We start from the raw sequence: 23,378 nt of genomic DNA, 5'->3' as shown, positions 1-23,378 counted from the left end.
AATATCATATATTAGACCGATTTTCCATTTCGAGAGAATCATGTATGATCAATTAAGAAAACGCTTTCAAAACAAGAGAGGGGAATGCCTACATGTCTTACCGTGTGAAACGAATGTTGATGCTGCTTGTCACTGGAATCGTCTTGAGTTTGTCCACATTTACTGCGGGTGCCTCGGCCCAAACAGGCGGATCGTTTTATGAGCCGTTTAACAACTATAATACGGGATTATGGCAAAAAGCAGATGGGTACTCGAATGGAAACATGTTTAACTGTACGTGGCGTGCAAACAATGTCTCCATGACGTCGTTAGGGGAAATGCGGTTATCGCTCACAAGTCCTTCCTATAATAAGTTTGACTGCGGAGAAAATCGTTCCACTCAAACATATGGCTACGGGCTTTATGAAGTCAGTATGAAACCAGCCAAAAATGTTGGGATCGTGTCTTCGTTCTTTACTTATACAGGGCCGACTGATGGTACGCCTTGGGATGAAATTGACATCGAATTTCTAGGAAAAGATACGACAAAGGTTCAGTTTAACTACTATACCAATGGTGTAGGAAATCATGAAAAGATCGTCAACCTTGGTTTTGATGCAGCAAACTCTTATCACACGTATGCATTTGACTGGCAGCCAAACTCGATTAAATGGTATGTAGACGGACAATTAAAACATACTGCCACTACTCAAATCCCTCAAACCCCAGGAAAGATTATGATGAACCTGTGGAATGGTGCAGGTGTCGATGAATGGCTCGGCTCCTATAACGGTGTTACACCACTACACGCGCATTATGACTGGGTGCGTTACACAAAAAGATAACCACATTACAAAAACCTGTGACTTGTCACAGGTTTTTCTTCATTCACATGGAATTGGTTTTTAGTTGATGAACGAGCTTTTGTTCATAACTGTGGATAATATCTTCATAACTTTCTATCTTGTAATCTAACCGCTTAATCGTCTCTTCGATTTCCTTTTGCTTTTCTACAAGTCTTTCTCTCTCATTGACCAAAATACTTTTCCGCGAGGACAGGGTATGATCCTCGCCCTCGATAAATAAAGCCGTATATTCTCGAAGTGCATCAATTGAAAGACCCGCATTTCTCATACATTTGATAAATTCAATCCACTGAATATCTTCTTCTGCATAATCACGAACACCGTTTTCATCACGACGGATCGGTCGAATTAATCCAATATTCTCGTAGTATCTGAGCGTAGCAGTAGATAAATCGAGCTGCTTGGCGGCTTGTGCTATTTTCATTGTTTTCACCCTTCTCTTCTTCTCTCACCTTATGAAAAATGAAATTCCTTCTTTTTATCATCTCCAATTTGATAGAGAACGCAAGATGCATTTGGCTCAATTCTTTATTTAAGGATGTTGAAAAGCCTGAAGAGGGTTCTCTATTGACTTAGAGTTCACTTTAAGACGTACAGTATAGAAGTAGAACAGAATCTTACTTTTGAAAGGATGATCCAGAATGTGTCAGACGCACCAATCAAACGTTTTAAGTGTTTCACATGCAAAAGCGAATTTTGAACGGACAACCATTGAACGAAGAGCGCTTCGTCCACATGATATTTTAATTGATATTCAATTTAGCGGGATCTGTCATTCAGATATCCACAGCGCCTTTGATGAATGGGGCGGCGGTATTTTCCCAATGGTTCCGGGTCATGAGATTACTGGAGTTGTTGCGGCTGTCGGTGATGCTGTGACGAAATTTCAGATTGGAGACCGTGTAGGCGTTGGCTGCTTTGTGGATTCCTGCGGCATCTGTGAATATTGCCAAAACGGAGACGAGCAATATTGCACGAAAGGAGTCGTCCAAACCTATAATAACCTCGATTATGACGGGGAACCGACTTACGGCGGCTATAGTCAGAAAATTGTCGTGACAGAACGCTTTGTCGTCAGCATTCCAGATCAATTATCCCTTGATGCCGCAAGTCCTCTTCTCTGCGCTGGCATCACAACTTATTCTCCGTTAAAGCACTGGAAGGCAGGCCCAGGTAAAAAAGTGGCCATCGTCGGGATGGGTGGGCTCGGTCATGTGGCCATTCAATTCGCACGTGCACTTGGCGCTGAAGTCACAGTATTGAGCCGCTCTATGAATAAAAAAGAAGAAGCACTGTCATTTGGTGCAAAAGACTATTTTGCTACAAGTGATCCCGATACCTTTAAAACATTAGCCGGCCAATATGACCTCATTCTCAATACGGTCTCTGCTAATATCAATGTAGACGCCTATTTGTCCTTACTTCGCGTGGACGGAACCTTGGTGAATGTCGGTGCACCACCTGAGCCAGATCAGTTCCATGTCTTTTCATTAATCACCGGGCGCCGCAGCATTGCTGGTTCACTCGTTGGCGGCATCCAAGAAACACAAGAAATGCTCGATTTCGCAGCTGCTCACAATATCGCACCACAAATTGAAGTGATTAACGCAAGTCAAGTGGATGAAGCGTATGAACGTGTGCTGAAAAGTGATGTGCGTTATCGGTTTGTGATTGATATTTCGACATTATGATCGAATTCTATTTGGAAAGACCAGCGCAATGGCTGGTCTTTTTTAATGGTGGATATTCTGTTTTTCTTGTATTGAGGATTCTTGAGGATATGTTGAAAAATCATCCGAATTTTTTATGAAAAAATCTCTCTTTTTTAGAACTAAATTTATTGACAAAAAATAAATAAACATGTTATTATTAAAAATTTGATTATTTTACGTCGAAGTGTGGTACCCTTAAAGTAGATACATGATATGGAGGCGGATGATATGTTTCAAATTGGTGATAACATTGTTTATCCAATGCACGGAGCAGGTATAATTGAAGCCATAGAAGAAAAAGAATTTTCTGATGAAAAACAACAGTATTATGTGATTAAAATGTCAATCAGTCATATGAAAGTGATGATTCCAACACGAAAAATGTCTGGTTCACGTATTAGACCTGTTACAGATATACTGGCATTAAACAATGTGATGCACATTTTCCAGCATGGCAAATCAGATCAAATACTGACATGGAAAGAACGTCATACAATTAATACAAACAAAATAAAAACAGGTAACATCCAAGACGGTGCTGAAGTTGTACGTGACCTAATGCGGATGAAGAAAGAGAAAGCACTAAATGCAAGTGAAAAGAAAATGCTAGATGATGCCCATGAATTTTTGCTAAGTGAATTAGAAGTCATCAAAGGGATTACAGAAAAGCAAATCAAAAGTTTCTGTTAAGAACTCTGCCGTCTTTTGGGCATCCCTCACCATTTTTGAATTCATGTTCTCTACGAAACGACCCACCCTTCAATTAATGAAAGAAAAAAGAATTTATTTAGATAAATTCCGCATATTGTAAATCCAATATGCTATACTGTTGATAAACCTTTGAAGCATGAATTTTTTTACGATTACCTTGTAACATCTCCCTACTTGTACGCTGAGTAGGGTTTTTTATTGAAGAAATAAATGAAAGCACAAAAAAACAGGCTCTCTACAGAGAACCTGTTTTAAAAAAATGAAGATTAAGCAGTTTTTTGAACGTTAGCAGCTTGAGCTCCACGAGAACCTTGCTCTACGTCAAAAGTTACTTTTTGACCTTCGTCTAAAGATTTGAATCCGTCACCTTGGATAGCTGAGAAATGTACGAATACATCGTCTCCTTCTTCACGTTCGATAAATCCAAAACCTTTTTCTGCGTTAAACCATTTTACTGTACCTTGTTCCATGTTTGTTGCCTCCTAGTGCGTTATCACACAATGTATTATACTATCCTTGCCCAAAGTATCCTCAAGACGAAAAGTCTTTCTTCATGCTATCCTTTACGCCGAACAAAAATAATTATTCTTATTGTAACACGAAGCGGAAATAATTGCAATTTAGGATTTAAAAGAGCATGATTTGCTTCTTCTCTCCATCATAAATTTAGTTAAGAAGAAAAGAATTATCACCAATCTGATTTATCAGGATTAAAGTTTAATCTTACACTGACAAATAATATATTCTCTTAATATGAGAAACGTCTCTTCCCTTTAAACTTATATATCAAAAAGTACAAAATCAATAAAACAAATAGAATAATTCCAGTTTTTAATACAATGGAGTATATATTAGCTCTCCTTAAGTGTTTTAAAGTTTCCTTTTCATTAAGAACACCCTTTCCATATGATATAACGTCTTCTTCTTTTTTACTATAATTAGATAACATATTAACAATTTGTTCATTAGTTATATTTTTTTTCTCTTGCAACATCAGTGATAAAAAACCCGCTAAATAAGCAGCTGCTATAGAAGTTCCACTTATTCTCGTTTCATTCTTATTTTGATCAACACTTTTTAAATTTTCACCTGGAGCCATAATATCAATACCTCTTCCCTTACTAGATTGAAACCACCTACGCCCACTTTGATTAACAGCTCCAACTCCTATTACCCCATCTAATTTTGCAGGATATCTAATTGTATCTTTTTGGGATAGACCATCATTTCCCACCGCAGATATTAAGAGAATATCCTTTTCTAGTGCTTTTTTAATAATACTTTCCATTTTTCCAGAATACTTTGTACCTCCTAAGCTCATTAATATAATATCTACATCATATCGAATCGCTTTCTCAATGCCTTTAATAACAGCATCATATTTACCAGAAATATTTTTTTCCATAACTTTAATAATATATAATTCAGCTTCAGGTGCGATACCAAAATCTTTAGATCCAATGATATTCGCTGTTAATGAGCCATGACCGTTCTTATCTTCTATATCATCTCCCTCATAAACTACATTGTACTTCTTTATAATATTAATATTACTTCCACTATAACCAGTATCTAAAATAGCTATTGAGACTCCTTTTCCAGTTAATCCGTATTTATCAGCGATTGCTTTAATTCTATGCTGAGGATCATCTGCTGAAACTATAGGCATATTCGCAAAAAAAATAAATGTGACTAAAATAGTACAAAAACACTTTTTGTTCATTATTACCTTTACCTCCATATTATTGTTGATATTACTTTATTATCATATTATAATATACATGATTTTATTTAACAGGAGGGAATTTTTTGAAGAATTTAAAAGAAATTAGTTGTACTATCGCCTTAATTATGTTATTTACTATTATAGGGCCGACCATTACAACTGTAACCGCACAAGAATCAGAGTATGAAGAAACTACCGAACCGCAAAATAACACTAGTTTCACTGACGAAAAATTACTCAAACAGGATATTTCTCTTTTGATTAATGATCAAAATATTATAAATGATGCAAAAGATATTGATCATAATATGTCAGATAAAGAAAAGGAACAGTATCAAGAAAAGTTTTCCAATTTAGAAGAAAGTGCTTTTAAATTAGATGATGAGACACTCTCTTATATTGATAACATTAATCCAGATATTGATGTGCAACTATTAATTGACCAAGAAGAACAAATTAAAGAAGAACTAGCAATAGAAAGTGAAGTTGATGCTTTAATAGCTCCTATTCTTATTAGAGGTGCTATTTCAGCAACAGTATTCTTATTAAGAAAAGCAGGCATTAGGGTTTTAACTGTCAGTTGGCATGTAGGTTTAAGAATGATTCAACGTCAAATTACTCCTAAACAAGTCTTTGATGCGGTGAAATACGGTAAAAAGTATTATGATCCAAAGTATAAATCTACAGTATATCATTATAAGGGTGTAGCTGTAGCTAAACAGGGCAATACTTTGACTACAACATATAAAAGTGGAGTTAAAAAGAGGTGGAAAAAATGAAGATAATGAAGATAATGAAGAATAGGATAACTTTTGATAAAGCAGCTAACTTTGGATATATATATGTATTTAATAAAAAATATAAATATAAAATTAAGGAAACAGAAGAGTTAGAAGCTAATGAGTTAATAGCTTTAGATATTGATAAAGAAAATAAGATAGTTGGTTTAGAAATTTTTGGAGAAGAAGCTATTTATATTAAAAATAGTGAAATTTCTCAAATGTATAAACAAATAGATGGTTCCTATTATTTTTTATTAGTTGATAAACCTGTAAAAAGCTCATCCATATTTTTAGGAATTGAATTCCTTTTTGAGAATGAAGATTACACTAACTTTATTGGTTATAAAATTTTAGATAATGAAAAATATAAAATAGAGCTTTTGAATTAAACAAGCTATTAGCCTTGATGTATTTATATTTAAAACACTCACCTAATCAGTGAGTGTTTTTGAACTGTATTTTTTTATTTGAAATAAAAATACAGTAGAAAGAATTAAATGTTTTCTTCGACGGATTATTCAATCACTAAAAATTCTATATCTTTTGGTTGAGTCATTAATCAATTTTAGATATGAAGGTCATATTCATAAGAACATTGCTAAATTTTCATCTATAGTCTTTAAAAACTTTCCCGTCTCCTCCAGAACGAAAAATTTTCTTTAACACCTGCAAAGTGATTTTAAATGGTCATTATTATGTTAGATTGAGGATAATTCCTCCAAATACCACAGTTCTCTTTTTTCATAACAAAACTTCAAAAATAAAATTTTTTCTCACTACCAGAAGATTTATTTTTGAAAAACGAAGTCGAACATATCGAAAGAAAACAGCATCACCGATCCAACTGGAACAGCTTTATGATCAAAGGCCAAGGTGGATCCCCGATATTTGGACGGCCTCTTCTTTTATGTTAATCGGATAACTAACTCTTTTTCCCATACAAAACACTTACAAATTGTTTTCAGGTATACTATACCCCATTTTCAACTTAAAGGTGTTTTTTATTTGTCTCACTTTATGCGGTAAGTCCCCTTAAGATGAGTGGACTTTCTTGTTTAGAAACTATAAAAATCATTAATACAGCACGAACCCGAATCAAGAAAACTTCTATTTATACAAAGGTGTACAACTACATATTTTCCGACTCAAGTCTGTTTAACCAGTTATGGACTAATGAGTTAAATACATCAGGTTGTTCAATTTGCAGGTTGTGGCCAGCCATATCAAGCACTGCAAAAGTTGCCCTTGGATAGTCTTCAATCAGCCGCCACGCATCTTGATATCCGACTACATCGTCTTGACGCCCTGTGATAATGAGTGTGGGATACTGAAATTCAGCTGAAATGTCGAAGGTATAGCCATACCCATTTTGAAGAATGTTATTGATGAATTCATGATTTGTTTGTTTAGAAGGAAGGTAAATTTCATCTCGAAATCTTTCCCATTCCGTTTTTCCTTGCACAACTGCCATGGAGCAAAATTCATCCGTCTCCTCTGGAGAAAGTTGTGATATCAAGCTGCTGTCACTTTTTAGAACGGCCTTCTCTGGCAAGACTCTTTTATCGAATACAGGTATAGTCATTGGGGCCACAAGCAGTAATCCACGAACGGTTTCCCGGCGTGAATGAACAATACCTCTAGCTATGTACCCTCCATACGAATAACCACAAACAATAAACTGTTCATCAGGAATAATCTCGTCCAAAAGACGCAATACCGCTTCTAACATATCATCAGAATTCTGAATAGACGGATGCGGTTCGGAACGTCCCATCCCCGGTAAGTCTATGTATATTCTTTTCCAACCGCTTTGTTTTTCAAATACCGGTTCCAATGCATGTAACATCACTTGATGGTCAAGTGTCCAACCATGCAATATAACAATCGGAAATCCTTCTCCAATGACTTTATGATAAATTGACATGTATTTGCATCCCCTTTTCTAGCGCTTCCCTAGTAATCTCAAGATTTTTTGTTGTTTTTCTTCATCATAGCTTAAAGTGAATAAAATCTTTGTTAGGAAGCTATGCTATGATTCCCCAACGAACTTCTCACGTAAATGGATTTTATTATGACTTTGATTTTTCTAATTGGTTTTCGCCCCATAAAAGAAGTTGTTCAAATATAGGGATCAGCTCTAGTCCTGTCCCAGTCAATGAATATTCTACTCTTGATGGAACTTCATTATACTGAACTCGTTGAACAATTCCGTTTTCAATCAGGTCCTTTAATGATTGATTGAGCATTGTTCCTGTAATTCCATACACTTTACGCTTTAACTCATTATATCGAATCTCCTTGTAACTACATAGTACAGCTAAGATTTTTAAATTCCATTTTCCCGCTAATATATTTAATGCATAACTCGCTGGAGCTATCGCTTTATTAAGCTCACTTTCAGTCATATTTTATCCACCCCTTAGTCAGTTTTTCCTTCCTTAAGCAGTTTATATTGCGTACTTGTTAAATCAATTCCATTTATTATAATCAAATATGTAAACCGTGTCATCCATGTAATAGAGAGCCAAATTGATTATAAAACCCTTCAAGTTATTACTTTTTCAAGGAGATGGAGTGAGTAAATGAAAAATGAAAAGATGCGCGCTGCACAATACACTAATTATGGATCACCGAATGTTCTTTTTGAAGATTTTATATCAAGACCAGTTATAGAATCTGGAGAAGTACTCATTCGTGTACACGGGTCGAGTGTAAACTCTATGGATACACTGTTTCGATCAGGTAAGTTAAAACTATTAACGGGTAATCAATTCCCTAAAGGGACAGGAGCAGATTTTTCTGGAGAGGTTGTTGAAGTAGGGTCGAACGTAAAAAGTTATCAATTAGGTGATAATGTGTGGGGGGTTCTCCCTATTAATTTAAGGAACCAAATTGGTAGTGCTGCTGAATATGTAGCTATATCACCTGAGAAAATATCTAAAACTCCTATAAAGATTGATCTCATACAAGCCGCGGCATTACCTGGCGTAGGTGCTACTGCAATTATTGCCTTAAAATATAAAGCTAACCTTAGAAAAGGCGAAAAGTTACTTGTACGTGGTGCAAGTGGTGGAGTCGGAAGCATTGCGATTCAAATTGGAAAAATGTTAGGTGCTCATGTAACTGCTCTTGCAAACGAAAAACATCTTACTTTTCTTCAAGAGCTAGGTGCAGACGAAGTATTTGATTATAAAAAAACATCTCCTACTGATCTTAAAAAGTTTGATGTAGTCATGGACACAGTGGGAACTGACCTTAAACATTATAGGCGCCTGCTTGCAAAGAACGGTAGAATGGTTACTATTGGATTTCCTAGTTTTTCGTCCTTCATATATATATTAGCTTCAACTTTTTTCGGTTCTCGTAGAGTTCGCACATTCAGCGCAAACCCCAAAAATGAAATTTTAAAAGAATTAGCATCTTATGTAGATTCCAACAAGGTCAGACCAGTTGTTGATAGCATTTATCGTTTATCTGATGTTGCCAAAGCCCATCATTCCTTAGAAACTGGAGGTGGACGAGGAAAACGTATCATAAATTTACTTGATAAAAAATAAACCATCAATTGACATGAAATTATTTAATTTTTCTGTTGCAAATAGTGCATGCTTGGTAGCCATTTCAAATCTTCCAGCTCTTCTAAAGTATTCAGCTGCTTCTAATGCAAAGTCTTCAATATCACTATCGAGAAATATAATATTATACAAATTTTTCTCTCCAAAATAAGAACATTGAGAATAAAACAAAAAAACCAAAGGTCTATAACCTTTGGTTTCTTAGATGCGGCCGAGAGGACTTGAACCTCCACGGGTTATTCACCCACTAGGCCCTCAACCTAGCGCGTCTGCCATTCCGCCACGACCGCGTGTATGATGTGCTCATATATTCATAAGTGCACTGTTTGAAAAAACAATGCGGGTGAAGGGACTTGAACCCCCACGTCATAAAGACACTAGATCCTAAGTCTAGCGCGTCTGCCAATTCCGCCACACCCGCGTGACAATGGTGAGCCATGAAGGACTCGAACCTTCGACCCTCTGATTAAAAGTCAGATGCTCTACCAACTGAGCTAATGGCTCATCTGCTATGCAGAAAAACATATAAAAAAATGGCTGGGCTAGCTGGATTCGAACCAACGCATGACGGAGTCAAAGTCCGTTGCCTTACCGCTTGGCTATAGCCCAACGAATGAAAAAAACAAAACATGACCCGTACGGGATTCGAACCCGTGTTACCGCCGTGAAAGGGCGGTGTCTTAACCGCTTGACCAACGGGCCATAAAATAATGGCGGAGAAGGAGGGATTTGAACCCTCGCGCCGCTTGCGCGACCTACACCCTTAGCAGGGGCGCCTCTTCAGCCACTTGAGTACTTCTCCATTATGGCTCCGCAGGTAGGACTCGAACCTACGACCGATCGGTTAACAGCCGATAGCTCTACCACTGAGCTACTGCGGAATAATAAGACATGTTTCATTATATATATGCCAGAAAAATGTGTCAAGAATTTTTAAGCGTTTCATTCCTGCTTCATTTGCGACGGCTTTTATAATTTAACATATACTAATATAACAGTCAAGCCTTTTTCCATGCCATTTGTTTAACTTGGCAGAAAGCCCCCGACCTTCACGTAGACCAAGGGCCTTGATGCAGCCATCCTCATGAGATTAAGACAGATGAAACTTTCGCATCCACTTATAAAAAGTACTTCTTGGCACTCCTGCTAACCTCGCTGCTTCTGACACATGACCTTTCGTTTTATGCAGTGCGTCTATCACTGTTTGCTTTTGAATGCGTTCCCTGAATGTGAGTTCTTTTGAAGTCTCGGGTTGCTCTGCTGGATGCAGCTTCTGTTTTTTCTGATCAATCGTCTCTAATACTTGAGCATATTGCGATTCACCAATCCATCCGCCTTTCGGAAAGAGGACCCTTAGATGTTCAAACAGGTTAAAAAGCTCTCGTATGTTTCCTGGCCAATGATACGCCTGCAATTTCTGAAAAAATGATTCAGGAAACACTGCATTCCAGTGATGCTTCTTTTGGTAATAACGATATAAATCATGAATGTCTTCTTTTCTTTCTCTAAGCGGCGGGATGTTGATCGGATAGACATGAAGACGATAATACAAGTCTTCTCGTATTTTTCCTTCCTTCAGCAGTTCGTTCATATTACGGTGAGTCGCTGTAATGATTCGAATATCCAAAGGAATTTCGTGTGTCCCGCCGAGCGGTACGACTGCCCTTTCTTCTATCACCCTAAGAAGCGCTACTTGCATCGCATATGGGATTTCGCCTATTTCATCTAGAAAGAGTGTTCCTTTATGGGCTTGTTCAAATTTCCCTTTAGCTCCGTGACGTTTTGCCCCTGTAAAGGACCCTTCAGCATAGCCAAACAGCTCACTTTCTAACAGGCTTTCAGGAATGGCTCCGCAATTAACAGCAATGAACGGCCCTTTATGCCTTTCACTGGCGGAGTGAATGGCTCTAGCGGCGAGTTCCTTCCCTGTCCCTGTTTCTCCCCAAATATACACATGAGCATCTGTTTGTGCCGCTCTCTTCATCTCACTAAGCGTCTGTTGAAACACCTTACTTGTTCCTGATTCCCCGGGAAATTGAGCAAAAGAAACGGTCATGCTGCTTTTCGCTGCTTCTTCAAGAGAAAGGGATATGCCTAGCACCTTCCCGTCTTGCTCAGATTGAATGATCTGCTTTCCCCGAATAACAAATGAATGATCCTTAAGCTGATCGACATCCATTCCATACCAGTCTGAAAATCGATCTCTAATCGACCTGCTTGCAGACACAATTTGTTTTTTTTCATTACAGACCACATACGGTTCGTCTGCTTCCACCTGCTGGAGACAATGAGTGATCAGCTCCATCTCTCTCCTTTTTTGCTGGACTTGAATTTCTCTCTCGATGGCATAAGCAACCGTTGAAGCCATTCCAAGCATAAAAGGGTGCTTGTTATCCGTCATACAGGAGATGTCAATCACACCTATGATTGTACCGTCCGCATCGCGAATTGGTGCAGCAGAACAACTCCAATGATGAGAGGCGATAGAAAAATGCTCAGTTCCGTTGATCGTCACCGCTTCACCGATGACGAGTGCCGTTCCGATCGCATTTGTCCCTACATCTGTTTCAGTCCAGCGTGAACCCTCCATAAAATTAATTCTTCTTGCTTCCACCATCGTTCTTTCGCTTCCTGTCAGACTTAGCACATAACCATCTGCATCGATGAGTAAGGCCAGCATATCAGAATCTTTTAATTGCTGATTGATTTTATTTAAGTAAGGAAGAGCCGCATTTAGGAATAATGAATATTTCTTTTTTTGGGCACTGAATCGTTCCTTTTCTAACAACGACTGTCCTTTATCTAAATACGGATTCACATTTGCCTGTTTACACCTATGCCATGATTCTGCCACTCTCTTATTCAGACGAGACTGATCAAGCAAACCTTCACGAACAAAACGTTTCCACGTATTTAAATAACAAGGCGTCGGATTCATTCCATCCTCTCCTCTGGGGGCTTTTTATTCATTATAGATAAATATAAAAGCGCTTTCAATTATCGTTGGCTAACCCAAGAAGTCAATTGGATAGAAAAGGAGTCTTTTTCAGCAGTGCACCGCTCGTCCAATGGTTTGCAGCACGGCTTCGTGTATTGCCTCTGAAAGTGTCGGATGTGCCGCAATAAACTGCTCTAATGTATCAGCGGTCAACTCTGCATGCATCATCACCGCCGCTTGTCCAATCAGTTCTGTTGCATTCGGTCCAATGATTGAAACGCCTAATATTTCTTGATATTGCGGTTCTACAATGACCTTTACGTGACCGGCTGGTTGATTTAAGATTAATGCTTTTCCATTTGCAGAAAATGCACATGTCCCGATCCGAATCTCCTCATATTGTTTTCTAGCACTCTCTTCATTTAAACCAACACTCGCGATTTCTGGAGAGGTGTAGATGCACCTCGGAATGACTTGCTCATTGACCTTTATATGTTCACCTGATGCATGGGAAGCCGCAACCGTCCCTTCATGAAAGGCAGTATGAGCAAGCTGGACCCCACCTGTCACATCACCGCACGCATAGATATGCGGGAGATTGGTTTGCATATGTTCATTGACATAGATTCCGTTTCTATCAAATTCAATACCAACCTGATCCAGGTTCAACTCTCCTAGCTGCGGAGTTCTGCCAATCGCCACTAAGCAAAGATCCGACTGGATGTCACACCGCTCTCCTTGATTATTCTCCACCACTACTTTTCTTGAAGAGGAATCAAGCTGTTTGACTGCGGCGGACGTCAAAATGTTTACACCCGTTTCTTCGAGCTGTTCGTGAAGACATTGTGCGATTTCCCGATCTTCTTCGGGTAAAATGTGCAGAGCCCGTTCAATCATGACAACCTTTGATCCCATTCTGCTAAAGATGCTCGCAAACTCACAGCCGATCACCCCGCCCCCAATGATACAAAGTGAGTCTGGGATCGAAGAAAGTGACATGGCATCCTTACTGTGAATGATCCATTCGCCATCAAAAGGTGCAAACGGTAAAGCAGCAGGCGCAGCCCCTGTTGCAATAATGATTTGCTTTGCTTGAATGATTTCAGACTTTCCTTCACTTTCTATCAATAGCTCATGTGCTGATAGAAATGAAGCCTTCCCATTTACTACGGTGACTTTGTTTTTATTCATCAAGTAGCGAACACCATCAGTGAGCTGATTGACGACAGACTGTTTTCGTTTTTGAACGGCCTTCCATTGAATGATAGGCTCATGTTCTGGAAGCTCAATGCCAAAATGTCCAGCTGATTTCACATGCTCATACATATCGGCGCTTTGCAAAAGTGCTTTGGTCGGAATACAGCCTTCATTGAGGCAGGTACCTCCCAGCTGACCTTGATCAATTAACACAACCTTCCTGCCAAAACGGGCGGCAGTTATGGCCGCCACATAACCTGCTGGTCCGCCTCCTATAATGACCAGTGTCATGGTACATTCACCTTCTTCCTATAAAAGAATGGATATTGGTTCTTCTAAATGTGCTTTGACCGTTGATAAAAATGCAGACGCAGGTGCCCCGTCCAGCACGCGGTGATCGAACGTAAGACTGAGTGGCAGGATGGTCCCTTTGCACAATTCATCCTCTCGATAAACAGGGGTGTCATACATTGCTCCGACGCCAAGGATCCCCGCTTCCGGCGGATTCAAAATTGGTGTGAAATGCTCTACACCATACGCTCCAAGATTGGTGATGGTAAAGGTAGAACCTTTGATTTCGTCATGAAGAAGCTTTCCTTCACGTGCTTTTTTGCCATACAATTTAATGCTCTTCGCCAGCTCTATCAGCGTTAACCGCTCCGCATGCCGAATGACCGGTACAGCCAATCCGTTATCTAACGCAGCTGCAATCCCAAGATGAACATTCTCAAAGGTTTCGACAACTCCGTTATGATATTGACTGTTCATCACAGGATATTCTAGCAACGAAAGGATCGCTGCTTTGGCTACAAAATCGGTGATGGTTAACTTTGTCTCGTAACGTGCGATGGCTGTTTCATTCAGCTGTTGTTGTAGGTTTTTCAGTTTTGTCACGTCCGCTTTCATCGTAATGGTTAATTGTGCACTTGTTTGCAGGCTTTCCATCATTCTTGAGGCAATTGTTTTCCGCATCATGTTAATAGGCTGTTGCACTGTCTCGTTTTGTTTCTTCTCTTTTCGTTCAGGAAGTGCACGAAGCACATCCTCTTTCGTAATTCTTCCACCTGGTCCTGTCCCCACCAGCGTATCAATGTTTAGGTTTGCGCTATTCGCCATTTTACGGGCAACAGGGGAGATTTTCTTTCTCTCTTTCTTTGGGTTTGACTGGATGTCTCTATCTTTCTTTTCCTCCACTTGTTCATTTCCTTCACCGATATAGCAGATGACCGTGCCGGGCGGTACACCTTCTCCCTCAGGCACTTTTATATCCAAAATGGTTCCTTCAGCAGGTGATTCGATCTCCATTTCAATTTTTTCGGAGTTGATGCTTGCAATGCTTTCCCCTTTGTTTACGGTCTCACCGACCTCTTTATTCCAGACAGATACCGTTCCTTCTTTCATCGACATGCCCAATTTAGGCATCACAACTTCGACAGCCATCTCCCTCTCTCCTTTCTCTAGTTCAAGATCTTGTCATGACTCTTGCCAATCATCTCTAATACGGTGTTCACAACTTTATCAGGTGTTGGCAGATATATATCTTCAAGAGGTGGTGAAAATGGTACAGGAGTATGAGGAGCCGTCACTTTTTTGATTGGCGCGTCAAGTAAATCAAATCCTTTATCTGCAATCAAAGAAGAGATATCTGCGGCAATTCCGCACCTTGGATTTGCTTCATCGACAATGACAAGTCGATTAGTTTTTTCTACTGAAGTCAGAATGGCCTCTTCATCGAGCGGCGACAAGCTTCTTGGATCAATTACTTCCGCTTCAATACCTTGTGCAGACAATTGCTCTGCCGCTTCGAGTGCTGTATACACTTGTTTGCCCACAGCAAAGATGGTTACATCAGAACCTTCCCTCTTCACATCTGCCTTACCAAGCGGCAATGTGTAATACCTCTCCGGCACATCTCCTGTGATATTGTAAAGCGTCTTGTCTTCAAAAAAGATGACAGGGTCCTGATCCTCGATCGCTGCCAGCAGCAGTCCTTTGGCATCATATGGTGAAGAAGGCACAACTACTTTCAAACCAGGGATGCTTGTAAATAGCGCATACAAACTTTGCGAATGCTGGGCAGCTGCTCTAAAACCCGCCCCATGTGTCGTTCTAATCGTGATAGGCACCTCTGCTTTTCCGCCAAACATGTATCGAAATTTTGCGCCTTGGTTCAGCACTTGGTCCAAACAAGTACCAATAAAATCATTAAACATGAGCTCCGCAATTGGTCTTAATCCTGTTGAAGCAGCTGCCATGGCCGCACCTACATAACCGGCTTCACTAATCGGTGTGTCAAGGACACGCTCACGTCCAAATTCTTGAACGATCCCTTTCGTTACACCAAGAACACCGCCCCATGCTTCATCATCCTGTAAGTGATCTACATGAGCGCCTCCTGCAACATCTTCTCCCATTAAAATGACATCTTCGTCTCTTCTCATTGCCAGTTTAATCGCTTCATTCAAAGCACTAGACATGCTGATTTCTCTTGTCATTTCCCTCTCCCCTTTCTGATTTATTGATACGAAACATATACGTCGGTCAATAATTCGGATTGATCTGGATATTCACTTTCTTCACTAAATCTAACGGCTTCATCTATCGCTTCTGCTACAGCCGCTTCAATACTTGATATCTCTTGATCCGTTAGCAGCTGCTGCTTTAATAATTCTTTTTTAAAAAGAGTGATGGCATCTTTTTCTTCTTGATGTTCGGTTTTTTCTTGATTGGTTTTGTAGCGCTGGGCGTCTCCTTCAAAATGACCATAATTCCGATATGTCATGCATTCAATCAATGTCGGACCTTCTCCATTTTTTGCTCGTTCTATCGCTTGTTCTGCTGCTTGATAAACGGCTGTCACATCTTTTCCATCTACTTGAATACCCGGAATACCATAACTGGCAGCTCGATCCACAATCGATTTGCAGCTTGAAGCATAGGAAAATGGCGTCGCTTCCCCGTAACCATTGTTTTCTGCGATGAAAATGACTGGCAGTTTCCAGATGGCGGCGAGATTGATTCCTTCGTGAAAAGTCCCTTGATTGTTAGCACCATCCCCAAAAAAGCAAACGCTTACATTATCTGTCTTTTTATATTTAGCTGTAAGGGCTGCCCCGCACGCAAGTGGAAAGCCGCCTCCCACAATTCCGTTGGCACCGAGCATTCCTTTATCAAAATCTGCAATGTGCATAGATCCGCCTTTTCCTTTACAAAGACCTGTGGCTTTTCCATAGATTTCTGCCATCATTCCTTTAAGATCACAGCCCTTAGCGATACAATGACCATGGCCGCGGTGGGTACTTGTAATACTGTCTTGTTCATTCAGATGAGCGCAGACTCCTACAGCAACAGCTTCTTCACCAGCATAAAGATGGACAAAACCTGGCAAGATCCCTTTTGTAAAAAGCGTGTGTACTTGATCTTCAAATTGGCGGATTTCCTGCATTTTTTGATACATCCAAACAGCTTTTTCTTTTGTGAGTGCCATTTTCATGATAAAACCTCCTATCTTTTTTGCTTGCACTTCTATACAAGCAAAAAACGTGCCAACATCACGGCGCTTAAAAGCTTAGGCTTTGAGCGATTCACATCGATCAAAAAAGAGACAAAATGAGACTTGCGTCTCTATTTGTCTCAATATGTCTACTTCGTCTCACAAAAAAAAGCATCCCATAAAGGAATGCTTCTCACTCTGAACCGATTGTACGCTGCCATTTTAATTTTCCTTTGCAGACGCCGCACACATAACGAGAGGTATCTACTCGCCTTTTCCTGATAAAATATTGACCGCATCCTGTGCAGACATATTCTCGCCGCTTCTGTACACGCCGTTTATTTTGTAAGGTCTTGAGCGGTGTACAAAAACGCGGGGCTCCTACTTGTTTTAATAACTCTTTAAAGGAGCGGTCACGATGCTGATAGCCTTTTCCCTCAAGATGCAGATGATAATGACACAGCTCATGCTTAATGATTCCGATTAATTCTTCTCGTCCATGTTCCTCTAGGTATCGGCGGTTTAGCTCGATATTGTGTGTTCCAAGTAAATACCGCCCGCCTGTCGTTTTGAGACGGTCATTAAAAACAGCCTGATGGCGGAATGCCTTACCAAAGAACTGCTTAGAAATATGTTCTGTTAACTGCTGTAACTCGCTCTCCTTCAATCAAGATCGTTCCTTTCTATAAAAACCTCGAACGGGACAATTTCCCCTTTGCATACATTGAAGGTACACCCACTGTTTCGATCAAAGGAGGAATGGGCGATGCCCAACTGGCTGAAAAATCAGATGCAGAAGGCTTTTTTCGAAAAAAATCATTACCAAATCAAGTTGCTGAATCAATGCTGGTACTTCTACAGAAAAAAACATTCAGTCGCATCAAGGCACACCCCATCCTGAGGTGCGCCTCGTTTTTTGTTTTACTCTGGTTTCAGCATGGAGAGGGCAACGCGGCCTTTTGTCTGGTCAACGGAGTCCACCCATACAGTCACAATGTCACCAACGGATACAACGTCAAGCGGATGCTTCACAAAACGGTTGCTGAGCTTGGAAATATGGACAAGCCCGTCCTGCTTGACACCAATATCAACGAATGCGCCGAAGTCTACGACGTTTCTTACCGTTCCTTGCAGTTCCATTCCTTGCTTCAAGTCCTCCAATTTCAACACATCTGTTTTCAAAAGAGGTTTTGGTACTTCATCGCGAGGATCACGCTCAGGTCTTGTCAGCTGATCGATGATGTCCTGAAGTGTAATGATCCCAATATCAAGCTGCTCTGCTGCTTCATCCAGCTGAACCTCTGCGATTTTCTCCTTTAACTGCTCTGTGCCAAGATCATCTGGCGTCATCTTGATCATGCGTAAGAACTGTTTTGTTTCTTTATAGCTCTCAGGGTGAATGCCTGTCCGATCAAGTGGATCTTGTCCATCTGCGATGCGCAGGAAACCGATACACTGCTCATAAGTCTTAGCACCAAGTCTTGGAATGTCCTTTAGCTCTTTTCTGCTTGTAAATCTTCCAATCTCTTCGCGGCGCTTGATGATATTCCCTGCGACAGCTTTTGAAAGACCTGACACATATTGCAGCAGCGCCTGTGAGGCTGTATTGACGTTCACACCGACTTGGTTGACGACCGTCTCCACTACAAAGGTTAACGAGCTGTTTAATTGCTTTTGGCTCACGTCATGCTGGTATTGGCCTACTCCGACAGACTTCGGATCAATTTTCACAAGCTCTGCTAAAGGATCTTGTAATCTTCGAGCAATGGATATAGCACTTCGTTCTTCGACTTGCAGGTCTGGAAACTCTTCTCGCGCCAGTGCAGACGCAGAGTATACACTTGCTCCTGCTTCATTCACAATCAAATAGGAGACCGGCTGATCCAGCTCTTGAATGAGGTCTGCAATGAATTGTTCAGTCTCTCTTGAGGCTGTTCCGTTTCCAATCGCAATGACTTCAATGTTTGATGATTGAATGATCTCTTTCACTTTTTGTTTCGCTTCCGATTTTTTCTGCACAGGCGGGTGCGGGTAAATGACGCCGATATGATGGACTTTTCCTGTATCATCTACGACTGCTAACTTACAGCCTGTACGAAATGCAGGATCGACTCCAAGTACACGCTTCCCTTTCATTGGCGGCTGAAGCAGTAGTTTTCTTAAGTTTTCAGCAAAAATATGAATCGCTTGTTCTTCTGCTTTTTCTGTCAGCTCTTTGCGTATTTCTCGTTCGATGGAAGGCTGGATAAGACGTTTATACGCATCGTCAATTGCCGCTTCGATAAACGGTCTTGCCGTCGTCTGTTTGCCTTTTATGACTTGTTTGTCGAGATAGAAACGAATATTTTCAGCAGGCGGCTCGATGGCTGCCTTTAAGATGCCTTCTTTCTCTCCACGATTAACCGCTAATATACGATGAGGCACTATCTTTTTGATGGGCTCTTGATAATCGTAATACATTTCATAGACATTTTTCTCATCGCTTTCGATGTCTTTTCCTGATGTGATTAGGCTGCCCTTTTGGTACGTTTCGCTGCGAATCCATTTCCGCATATCAGGATCATCTGCCAGCTGTTCAGCAATGATGTGCTGTGCGCCTTCAAGTGCCTCTTCTACACTTGTTACTTCCTTTTCTTCGTTGATAAAAGAAGCGGCCTTCTTCTCGATCTCATCGCTTGGCAGTGTGAGTATATAATCCGCCAGCGGCTCGAGTCCTTTTGCTTTGGCTACATTTGCTTTTGTTTTACGTTTTTGTTTGAATGGCCGGTATAAATCTTCGACCTCTTGCAGTTTATGAGCCTGTTCAATTTTTTGTTTTAATTCATCCGTTAGTTTGTCTTGTTCTGCGATTAACCGGATGACTTCTTCTTTTCGGTTCATGACATTTTGGATATATGTATAGCGCTCTGAAATGGTTTGAATTTGCACCTCATCCAGTGAGCCTGTCTGCTCTTTCCGGTAACGGGCAATAAACGGGACGGTGTTGCCATCCTCTAAGAGCTTAATGACACTTTCAATTTGTTTTGTTGAAAGCTTTAATTCTGTTGCAATTTGTTTCAATAAAAAGTCAGATGTCTTCATACTTTGCATCCTCTCACTGTGTCTTCTCTTTTAGTGTATCAAAAAAATCGGTAAAACAGAAAAAAGGTCAGCTATTTTACGTGAGCTGACCAAGTACATAGGTGAGATCGTCCTTCTTGTCTTGTGTGTATGTTTCAAGCTGTTTGGCAATGTCTGCAACTGAATGGCTATGCTTTAAACACATTCTCATGTTTGGCACATTCAGTCCGTCTGAATACATAATGAATGTCGATCCTTTTTCGTAGGAATAGGTATATGTTTTATATTTTCTAGGTTTCCCTGATAAGTATCCTGATGTCGGAAGTGGATAAATATAGTCGCCAGAAGGGGCATTCAAGATGAACCGAATATTACCAACCGAACAATAGGTAAATTGCTGCTGGGAAAAATTCACCTTTAATATGGCTACAGTGGCTCCGCGTTTATTTTTCATCGCCTGATTGCATCTGTCAATGAGTGTCGTCATATCCTCATGTCCATATTCTTCGACAATTTCGCTGACTAAAGAAGATGATTCATTGGCGAACTGACCGCTGCCTAATCCGTCTGCCACAGCACAAATTAGTTCTTCATCATCTGCTTTAATAAAAAAACTGTCCCCGCAGCATGATTTCCCTTCTTTATTCGATTGATAGATAATGGCATTCACATGCTCATGCTGTTCAATCTGCTTCATTACCCTAGCTCCATAGACGCATCTTCTGATAATGCATCTCGTAGCTTCTTAACTGCCTTCCGTTGCAGTCTTGATACATGCATTTGGGATATCCCGAGTAAATCGCCTGTTTCTTTTTGACTCTTATTTTGCAAATAAGTCAAATTGATAATCTCTTTTTCTCGATCTGTCAGAACATGAAGCACACTCTCAAGCATCATTTTTTGGTTGACACGTTCGTAGCCCTCTTCCTGTGAGCCGACAACGTCTAAAATGGTGACTGTACTTCCTTCAGAATCCGCCTCTACGCCTTGGTCGACAGACAGTGCTTGATAGCTTTTGCCCATCTCCATGGTTTCCAGTACTTCTTCCTCTGTCACATCTAGGTATTCTGCAATTTCTTGGACTTTAGGTGACTTTTGCGTCTCTGTTGTTAGATGATCAACGGCCATCTTGATTCTTGGTCCAAGCTCTTTGATTCGCCTTGGTACATGGACACTCCACGTTTTATCCCGTAAAAAGCGTTTGATTTCCCCGATAATGGTTGGAATAGCAAAGGCTTCAAATGATTTACCGACGAGCGGATCGTACCGCTTAATGGCGCCAAGTAAACCAATCATTCCAACTTGTCTGAGGTCCTCATGAAAGCTTTTTCCTTTTGAATATTTTTTTGCCAGCACATCGACCAAGTTTGTATAGCATTCGACCAGCGTGAGCTGCGCCTGCTCATCTTGATTGGATTGATAGCTTTGGATAAGGCGATCCACTTCATCTTTAGTTAGTTTCATAGTTTTGGATGGTTGTGTCATGGTCAACTCGCTCCCTGTTTAAAAACTTTGTCATCGCAACGGTAACTCCGGAGTTTGCTTGCACCTCGACTTCATCCATCAATGTTTGCATTAAGTATAAACCAAGACCTCCTTCTGCCAATTGATCCACCGTATGAGCAGTTGTATACGGTCCAAGGTCTTCCTGCTTTTGCTTAAAGTCAAAGCTACCGCCTTTGTCTGCGACAATGATTTCTAGACGATCTTCGTAGACAAGAAAGCGAACAGCTACCTCTCCATCTTCACCGTCTTTTCCTTTATAGGCATGCTGAACTGCATTTGTACAAGCCTCACTTACGGCAATTTTTAAGTCTTCAATCTCTTCGTAGACATAGCCCATTCGGCTCGCTACGCCTGAAAGAGTCAGGCGAATGATGCCTACATATTCTGGTTTTGCCGGTATTTTCATCTCGATTAGATCTACTGTTTCGTTCATTGTACCCCACCCTCTGACTTTGCAGAAATGTCAATGATGTCCTTTAATCCAGTAATTTCAAACAACCTTACAAGTCGCTCTGACAAGTTCTCAAGCTTTAGTGTTCCACCTGCTTTTTGAGCTGCTTTAAACAACCCAACAAATACACCTAATCCTGTACTATCCATATACGTAACATCCTTCAAACAGATCTCTAGATGCTCTCCCGCCTCGGCTTTAGGCATGAGTGTTTCTCTTAGCTGAGGAGCAGAGTACACATCGATTTCTCCACTGACACTAATTTTCGTTTTTTGATCTATTTGATGCTCTTTTACAGACATATTCATTATGCATTCACCTCGAAATTCTTGTTTCCTTGAATTTTATATACCCGTCTATGCACTTTCTAAACCTTCCTTTTGAGGACAAGTAACGTAAAATCATCATGCAGCTGAAATTCTTGCAGCTTGAGTAAGCTGTCATAGATGGCATCCACCATTTCCTGAGCTGAATAGGATAGGTTCTCTGATATCAGCGCTTTGATATCCTCACGCTCTAGGAAGCCATCCTCCGATTTGGATTCTGTGACACCATCAGAGAATAAGATCACCATATCCCCTACGTCCAAATGCTTCTCATACTGCTTATAATCAAAATCTGGTGCAATTCCAAGCACAAGCCCTTTTGCATCTAAATCGTAAAATTGATTCTCTTTATTGCAATAGAAAAAGCCCGGCTCATGACCAGCCGATGCATATTTAAATTCATGTGTTTCTTTATTATAGCTGCCATAAAGCATGGTGATAAACATACTTGGGTCTACGTTTTGCTCGACAACACGATTAAGGGTTTTCAGCACTTTAGTTGGGCCGCTCCCTGACTCTGGCAAGGAATCCATCGCATATTTAATCATCGACATACAAAGCGCAGCCGGGATTCCCTTTCCAATGACATCTGCGATCGCAATATTAATCGTATCGTGATCAGTCACAAAGTGGTAATAATCTCCACTCATCTGTTTTGCCGGTACACTGATCGCCCCAATATCGAACGTATCTCCTTCTGGAATTTTCGTTTCCAGAAGGGTTTGCTGAACATTGGCAGCAATTTCAATTTCAGATTTAATTTCTTGCTGGATGCCTCTAAGTGTTAAATGTTCCTGATAGGCAAGTCCGTACCCAATCATGACTTCAATTAAGAAGTCTAGTGAATGAAAAACATCTTTCGGCAAATCAGGGTAAAGCTCCTGAATCACTTTTCGGTGAACACTCACTATTTCTTCAGGAGGTATTTGATGCTCAATGGTTTTACGGCTAAATTTTTGAGCTTGATAAAGCGATGTTTCAGTTAAATCACTGATATAACGACTGAGCAGCTGATGGTACCGCTGCTCCATTACCTCCTTAAAATCCATGGTTTCC

Annotated in this window: 25 protein-coding genes and 7 tRNA genes; 7 read left to right on the top strand and 25 right to left on the bottom strand. The window is 40.4% G+C overall.

Annotated elements, in window-relative coordinates; translation table 11 throughout:
• Positions 1-92 precede the first annotated feature (92 nt).
• Positions 93-824 (top strand): glycoside hydrolase family 16 protein, encoded by a 732-nt coding sequence (locus tag MHI16_RS02710; RefSeq protein WP_058015411.1) that lies wholly within the window; start codon positions 93-95, stop codon positions 822-824.
• A gap of 43 nt (positions 825-867) precedes the next feature.
• Here the strand turns inward: MHI16_RS02710 and MHI16_RS02705 are convergent, their stop codons facing one another.
• The gene (locus MHI16_RS02705) at positions 868-1,269 is read right to left on the bottom strand and encodes a MerR family transcriptional regulator (RefSeq protein ID WP_058015410.1); all 402 of its coding nucleotides are present in this window, start codon (positions 1,267-1,269) and stop codon (positions 868-870) included.
• A gap of 217 nt (positions 1,270-1,486) precedes the next feature.
• On the opposite strand from MHI16_RS02705, the gene MHI16_RS02700 reads away from it, so the two are divergent.
• Positions 1,487-2,536: an NAD(P)-dependent alcohol dehydrogenase gene (locus MHI16_RS02700; RefSeq protein ID WP_058015409.1), complete on the top strand. Its 1,050-nt coding sequence runs from the start codon at positions 1,487-1,489 to the stop codon at positions 2,534-2,536.
• Positions 2,537-2,785: 249 nt separating this feature from the next.
• Positions 2,786-3,247: a CarD family transcriptional regulator gene (locus MHI16_RS02695; protein ID WP_144463340.1), complete on the top strand. Its 462-nt coding sequence runs from the start codon at positions 2,786-2,788 to the stop codon at positions 3,245-3,247.
• A gap of 287 nt (positions 3,248-3,534) precedes the next feature.
• On the opposite strand, the gene MHI16_RS02690 is transcribed toward MHI16_RS02695, so the two are convergent.
• Both MHI16_RS02690 and MHI16_RS02685 read right to left on the bottom strand, forming a co-directional pair.
• Complete coding sequence (locus MHI16_RS02690) at positions 3,535-3,738, bottom strand: cold-shock protein (RefSeq protein WP_003214229.1); 204 nt, start codon at positions 3,736-3,738, stop codon at positions 3,535-3,537.
• A gap of 278 nt (positions 3,739-4,016) precedes the next feature.
• Positions 4,017-4,991 carry a S8 family serine peptidase gene (locus MHI16_RS02685; protein WP_061406897.1) on the bottom strand — a complete coding sequence of 325 codons (975 nt, stop codon included), beginning with the start codon at positions 4,989-4,991 and terminating at the stop codon, positions 4,017-4,019.
• An 86-nt stretch (positions 4,992-5,077) separates the two neighbouring features.
• Between MHI16_RS02685 and MHI16_RS02680 the strand changes: the two genes are divergently transcribed.
• Together MHI16_RS02680 and MHI16_RS02675 are read left to right on the top strand one after the other, a co-directional pair.
• On the top strand, positions 5,078-5,773 hold the full coding sequence (locus MHI16_RS02680; RefSeq protein WP_061406895.1) for a hypothetical protein: 696 nt from the start codon (positions 5,078-5,080) through the stop codon (positions 5,771-5,773).
• Positions 5,770-6,165 carry a DUF2283 domain-containing protein gene (locus tag MHI16_RS02675; RefSeq protein WP_061406894.1) on the top strand — a complete coding sequence of 132 codons (396 nt, stop codon included), beginning with the start codon at positions 5,770-5,772 and terminating at the stop codon, positions 6,163-6,165. Before MHI16_RS02680 ends, MHI16_RS02675 begins: the two co-directional genes overlap by 4 nt.
• Positions 6,166-6,905: 740 nt before the next feature.
• Here MHI16_RS02675 and MHI16_RS02670 read toward each other — a convergent pair.
• Together MHI16_RS02670 and MHI16_RS02665 are read right to left on the bottom strand one after the other, a co-directional pair.
• Positions 6,906-7,700, bottom strand: coding sequence for an alpha/beta hydrolase (locus MHI16_RS02670; RefSeq protein WP_061406891.1), 795 nt, complete (start codon positions 7,698-7,700; stop codon positions 6,906-6,908).
• Between the two features lie 145 nt (positions 7,701-7,845).
• Positions 7,846-8,181 carry a helix-turn-helix domain-containing protein gene (locus tag MHI16_RS02665; protein WP_342498055.1) on the bottom strand — a complete coding sequence of 112 codons (336 nt, stop codon included), beginning with the start codon at positions 8,179-8,181 and terminating at the stop codon, positions 7,846-7,848.
• 177 nt (positions 8,182-8,358) lie between these two features.
• Here MHI16_RS02665 and MHI16_RS02660 point away from each other — a divergent pair, with 177 nt between their 5' ends.
• Positions 8,359-9,333 carry an NAD(P)-dependent alcohol dehydrogenase gene (locus MHI16_RS02660; protein ID WP_061406889.1) on the top strand — a complete coding sequence of 325 codons (975 nt, stop codon included), beginning with the start codon at positions 8,359-8,361 and terminating at the stop codon, positions 9,331-9,333.
• Here MHI16_RS02660 and MHI16_RS02655 read toward each other — a convergent pair.
• From MHI16_RS02655 to MHI16_RS02590, 14 genes are all read right to left on the bottom strand, one after another.
• Entirely contained in the window at positions 9,316-9,483 is a 168-nt protein-coding gene (locus MHI16_RS02655) for a hypothetical protein (protein ID WP_167550606.1), read from the bottom strand. The genes MHI16_RS02660 and MHI16_RS02655 overlap by 18 nt on opposite strands.
• Positions 9,484-9,557: 74 nt before the next feature.
• A tRNA-Leu gene (locus MHI16_RS02650) sits at positions 9,558-9,641 on the bottom strand.
• 48 nt (positions 9,642-9,689) lie between these two features.
• Positions 9,690-9,772: transfer RNA gene (locus MHI16_RS02645), tRNA-Leu, on the bottom strand.
• 7 nt (positions 9,773-9,779) lie between these two features.
• A tRNA-Lys gene (locus tag MHI16_RS02640) sits at positions 9,780-9,855 on the bottom strand.
• A 30-nt stretch (positions 9,856-9,885) separates the two neighbouring features.
• A tRNA-Gln gene (locus MHI16_RS02635) sits at positions 9,886-9,960 on the bottom strand.
• A gap of 21 nt (positions 9,961-9,981) precedes the next feature.
• Positions 9,982-10,053 (bottom strand) — tRNA-Glu (locus MHI16_RS02630).
• A gap of 9 nt (positions 10,054-10,062) precedes the next feature.
• A tRNA-Ser gene (locus MHI16_RS02625) sits at positions 10,063-10,153 on the bottom strand.
• A gap of 4 nt (positions 10,154-10,157) precedes the next feature.
• Positions 10,158-10,232, bottom strand: a tRNA-Asn gene (locus tag MHI16_RS02620).
• A 209-nt stretch (positions 10,233-10,441) separates the two neighbouring features.
• Positions 10,442-12,289, bottom strand: coding sequence for a sigma-54-dependent Fis family transcriptional regulator (locus MHI16_RS02615; RefSeq protein ID WP_342498054.1), 1,848 nt, complete (start codon positions 12,287-12,289; stop codon positions 10,442-10,444).
• Positions 12,290-12,397: 108 nt separating this feature from the next.
• Positions 12,398-13,777 carry a dihydrolipoyl dehydrogenase gene (gene lpdA, locus MHI16_RS02610; RefSeq protein WP_268467706.1) on the bottom strand — a complete coding sequence of 460 codons (1,380 nt, stop codon included), beginning with the start codon at positions 13,775-13,777 and terminating at the stop codon, positions 12,398-12,400.
• 18 nt (positions 13,778-13,795) lie between these two features.
• Complete coding sequence (locus MHI16_RS02605; RefSeq protein WP_058015402.1) at positions 13,796-14,926, bottom strand: dihydrolipoamide acetyltransferase family protein; 1,131 nt, start codon at positions 14,924-14,926, stop codon at positions 13,796-13,798.
• Positions 14,927-14,943: 17 nt separating this feature from the next.
• Positions 14,944-15,981 (bottom strand): alpha-ketoacid dehydrogenase subunit beta, encoded by a 1,038-nt coding sequence (locus tag MHI16_RS02600; RefSeq protein ID WP_058015401.1) that lies wholly within the window; start codon positions 15,979-15,981, stop codon positions 14,944-14,946.
• A 20-nt stretch (positions 15,982-16,001) separates the two neighbouring features.
• Entirely contained in the window at positions 16,002-16,979 is a 978-nt protein-coding gene (locus tag MHI16_RS02595) for a thiamine pyrophosphate-dependent dehydrogenase E1 component subunit alpha (RefSeq protein WP_058015400.1), read from the bottom strand.
• A 193-nt stretch (positions 16,980-17,172) separates the two neighbouring features.
• On the bottom strand, positions 17,173-17,646 hold the full coding sequence (locus MHI16_RS02590) for a SprT family protein (RefSeq protein WP_058015399.1): 474 nt from the start codon (positions 17,644-17,646) through the stop codon (positions 17,173-17,175).
• Positions 17,647-17,745: 99 nt separating this feature from the next.
• On the opposite strand from MHI16_RS02590, the gene cmpA reads away from it, so the two are divergent.
• Complete coding sequence (gene cmpA / locus MHI16_RS02585; protein WP_012009003.1) at positions 17,746-17,880, top strand: cortex morphogenetic protein CmpA; 135 nt, start codon at positions 17,746-17,748, stop codon at positions 17,878-17,880.
• Positions 17,881-17,900: 20 nt separating this feature from the next.
• On the opposite strand, the gene MHI16_RS02580 is transcribed toward cmpA, so the two are convergent.
• From MHI16_RS02580 to MHI16_RS02555, 6 genes are all read right to left on the bottom strand, one after another.
• Complete coding sequence (locus MHI16_RS02580; RefSeq protein WP_058015398.1) at positions 17,901-20,060, bottom strand: Tex family protein; 2,160 nt, start codon at positions 20,058-20,060, stop codon at positions 17,901-17,903.
• 76 nt (positions 20,061-20,136) lie between these two features.
• Positions 20,137-20,736 (bottom strand): PP2C family serine/threonine-protein phosphatase, encoded by a 600-nt coding sequence (locus tag MHI16_RS02575; protein WP_003214034.1) that lies wholly within the window; start codon positions 20,734-20,736, stop codon positions 20,137-20,139.
• On the bottom strand, positions 20,736-21,524 hold the full coding sequence (gene sigB / locus MHI16_RS02570) for an RNA polymerase sigma factor SigB (protein ID WP_058015397.1): 789 nt from the start codon (positions 21,522-21,524) through the stop codon (positions 20,736-20,738). Before sigB ends, MHI16_RS02575 begins: the two co-directional genes overlap by 1 nt.
• Positions 21,490-21,978, bottom strand: a complete 489-nt coding sequence (gene rsbW, locus MHI16_RS02565) for an anti-sigma B factor RsbW (RefSeq protein ID WP_012008999.1) — start codon at positions 21,976-21,978, stop codon at positions 21,490-21,492. The genes sigB and rsbW overlap by 35 nt, the downstream gene beginning before the upstream one ends.
• The gene (locus tag MHI16_RS02560; protein ID WP_017358393.1) at positions 21,975-22,304 is read right to left on the bottom strand and encodes an anti-sigma factor antagonist; all 330 of its coding nucleotides are present in this window, start codon (positions 22,302-22,304) and stop codon (positions 21,975-21,977) included. The genes rsbW and MHI16_RS02560 overlap by 4 nt, the downstream gene beginning before the upstream one ends.
• Before the next feature lie 59 nt (positions 22,305-22,363).
• The gene (locus tag MHI16_RS02555) at positions 22,364-23,371 is read right to left on the bottom strand and encodes a PP2C family protein-serine/threonine phosphatase (RefSeq protein WP_058015396.1); all 1,008 of its coding nucleotides are present in this window, start codon (positions 23,369-23,371) and stop codon (positions 22,364-22,366) included.
• Positions 23,372-23,378 lie beyond the last annotated feature (7 nt).

It is taken from the genome of Bacillus sp. FSL K6-0923, assembly GCF_038630825.1.
GTDB classification, from domain to species: Bacteria; Bacillota; Bacilli; order Bacillales; family Bacillaceae; genus Bacillus; species Bacillus pumilus.
Note: the sequence above shows the minus strand (reverse complement) of the source record. Positions and strands in the feature narration are given on the sequence as shown.

Coding starts and splice junctions, on each gene's coding strand:
- MHI16_RS02705 (WP_058015410.1), bottom strand. CDS start 1,269: ATGAAAATAGCACAAGCCGCCAAGCAGCTCGATTTATCTACTGCTACG.
- cmpA (WP_012009003.1), top strand. CDS start 17,746: ATGCCCAACTGGCTGAAAAATCAGATGCAGAAGGCTTTTTTCGAAAAA.
- rsbW (WP_012008999.1), bottom strand. CDS start 21,978: ATGAACGAAACAGTAGATCTAATCGAGATGAAAATACCGGCAAAACCA.
- MHI16_RS02710 (WP_058015411.1), top strand. CDS start 93: ATGTCTTACCGTGTGAAACGAATGTTGATGCTGCTTGTCACTGGAATC.
- MHI16_RS02575 (WP_003214034.1), bottom strand. CDS start 20,736: ATGAAGCAGATTGAACAGCATGAGCATGTGAATGCCATTATCTATCAA.
- MHI16_RS02600 (WP_058015401.1), bottom strand. CDS start 15,981: ATGACAAGAGAAATCAGCATGTCTAGTGCTTTGAATGAAGCGATTAAA.
- MHI16_RS02660 (WP_061406889.1), top strand. CDS start 8,359: ATGAAAAATGAAAAGATGCGCGCTGCACAATACACTAATTATGGATCA.
- MHI16_RS02695 (WP_144463340.1), top strand. CDS start 2,786: ATGTTTCAAATTGGTGATAACATTGTTTATCCAATGCACGGAGCAGGT.
- MHI16_RS02690 (WP_003214229.1), bottom strand. CDS start 3,738: ATGGAACAAGGTACAGTAAAATGGTTTAACGCAGAAAAAGGTTTTGGA.
- MHI16_RS02675 (WP_061406894.1), top strand. CDS start 5,770: ATGAAGATAATGAAGATAATGAAGAATAGGATAACTTTTGATAAAGCA.
- MHI16_RS02580 (WP_058015398.1), bottom strand. CDS start 20,060: ATGAAGACATCTGACTTTTTATTGAAACAAATTGCAACAGAATTAAAG.
- MHI16_RS02555 (WP_058015396.1), bottom strand. CDS start 23,371: ATGGATTTTAAGGAGGTAATGGAGCAGCGGTACCATCAGCTGCTCAGT.
- MHI16_RS02665 (WP_342498055.1), bottom strand. CDS start 8,181: ATGACTGAAAGTGAGCTTAATAAAGCGATAGCTCCAGCGAGTTATGCA.
- MHI16_RS02670 (WP_061406891.1), bottom strand. CDS start 7,700: ATGTCAATTTATCATAAAGTCATTGGAGAAGGATTTCCGATTGTTATA.
- MHI16_RS02560 (WP_017358393.1), bottom strand. CDS start 22,304: ATGAATATGTCTGTAAAAGAGCATCAAATAGATCAAAAAACGAAAATT.
- MHI16_RS02685 (WP_061406897.1), bottom strand. CDS start 4,991: ATGAACAAAAAGTGTTTTTGTACTATTTTAGTCACATTTATTTTTTTT.
- MHI16_RS02595 (WP_058015400.1), bottom strand. CDS start 16,979: ATGAAAATGGCACTCACAAAAGAAAAAGCTGTTTGGATGTATCAAAAA.
- MHI16_RS02605 (WP_058015402.1), bottom strand. CDS start 14,926: ATGGCTGTCGAAGTTGTGATGCCTAAATTGGGCATGTCGATGAAAGAA.
- lpdA (WP_268467706.1), bottom strand. CDS start 13,777: ATGACACTGGTCATTATAGGAGGCGGACCAGCAGGTTATGTGGCGGCC.
- MHI16_RS02615 (WP_342498054.1), bottom strand. CDS start 12,289: ATGAATCCGACGCCTTGTTATTTAAATACGTGGAAACGTTTTGTTCGT.
- MHI16_RS02700 (WP_058015409.1), top strand. CDS start 1,487: ATGTGTCAGACGCACCAATCAAACGTTTTAAGTGTTTCACATGCAAAA.
- sigB (WP_058015397.1), bottom strand. CDS start 21,524: ATGACACAACCATCCAAAACTATGAAACTAACTAAAGATGAAGTGGAT.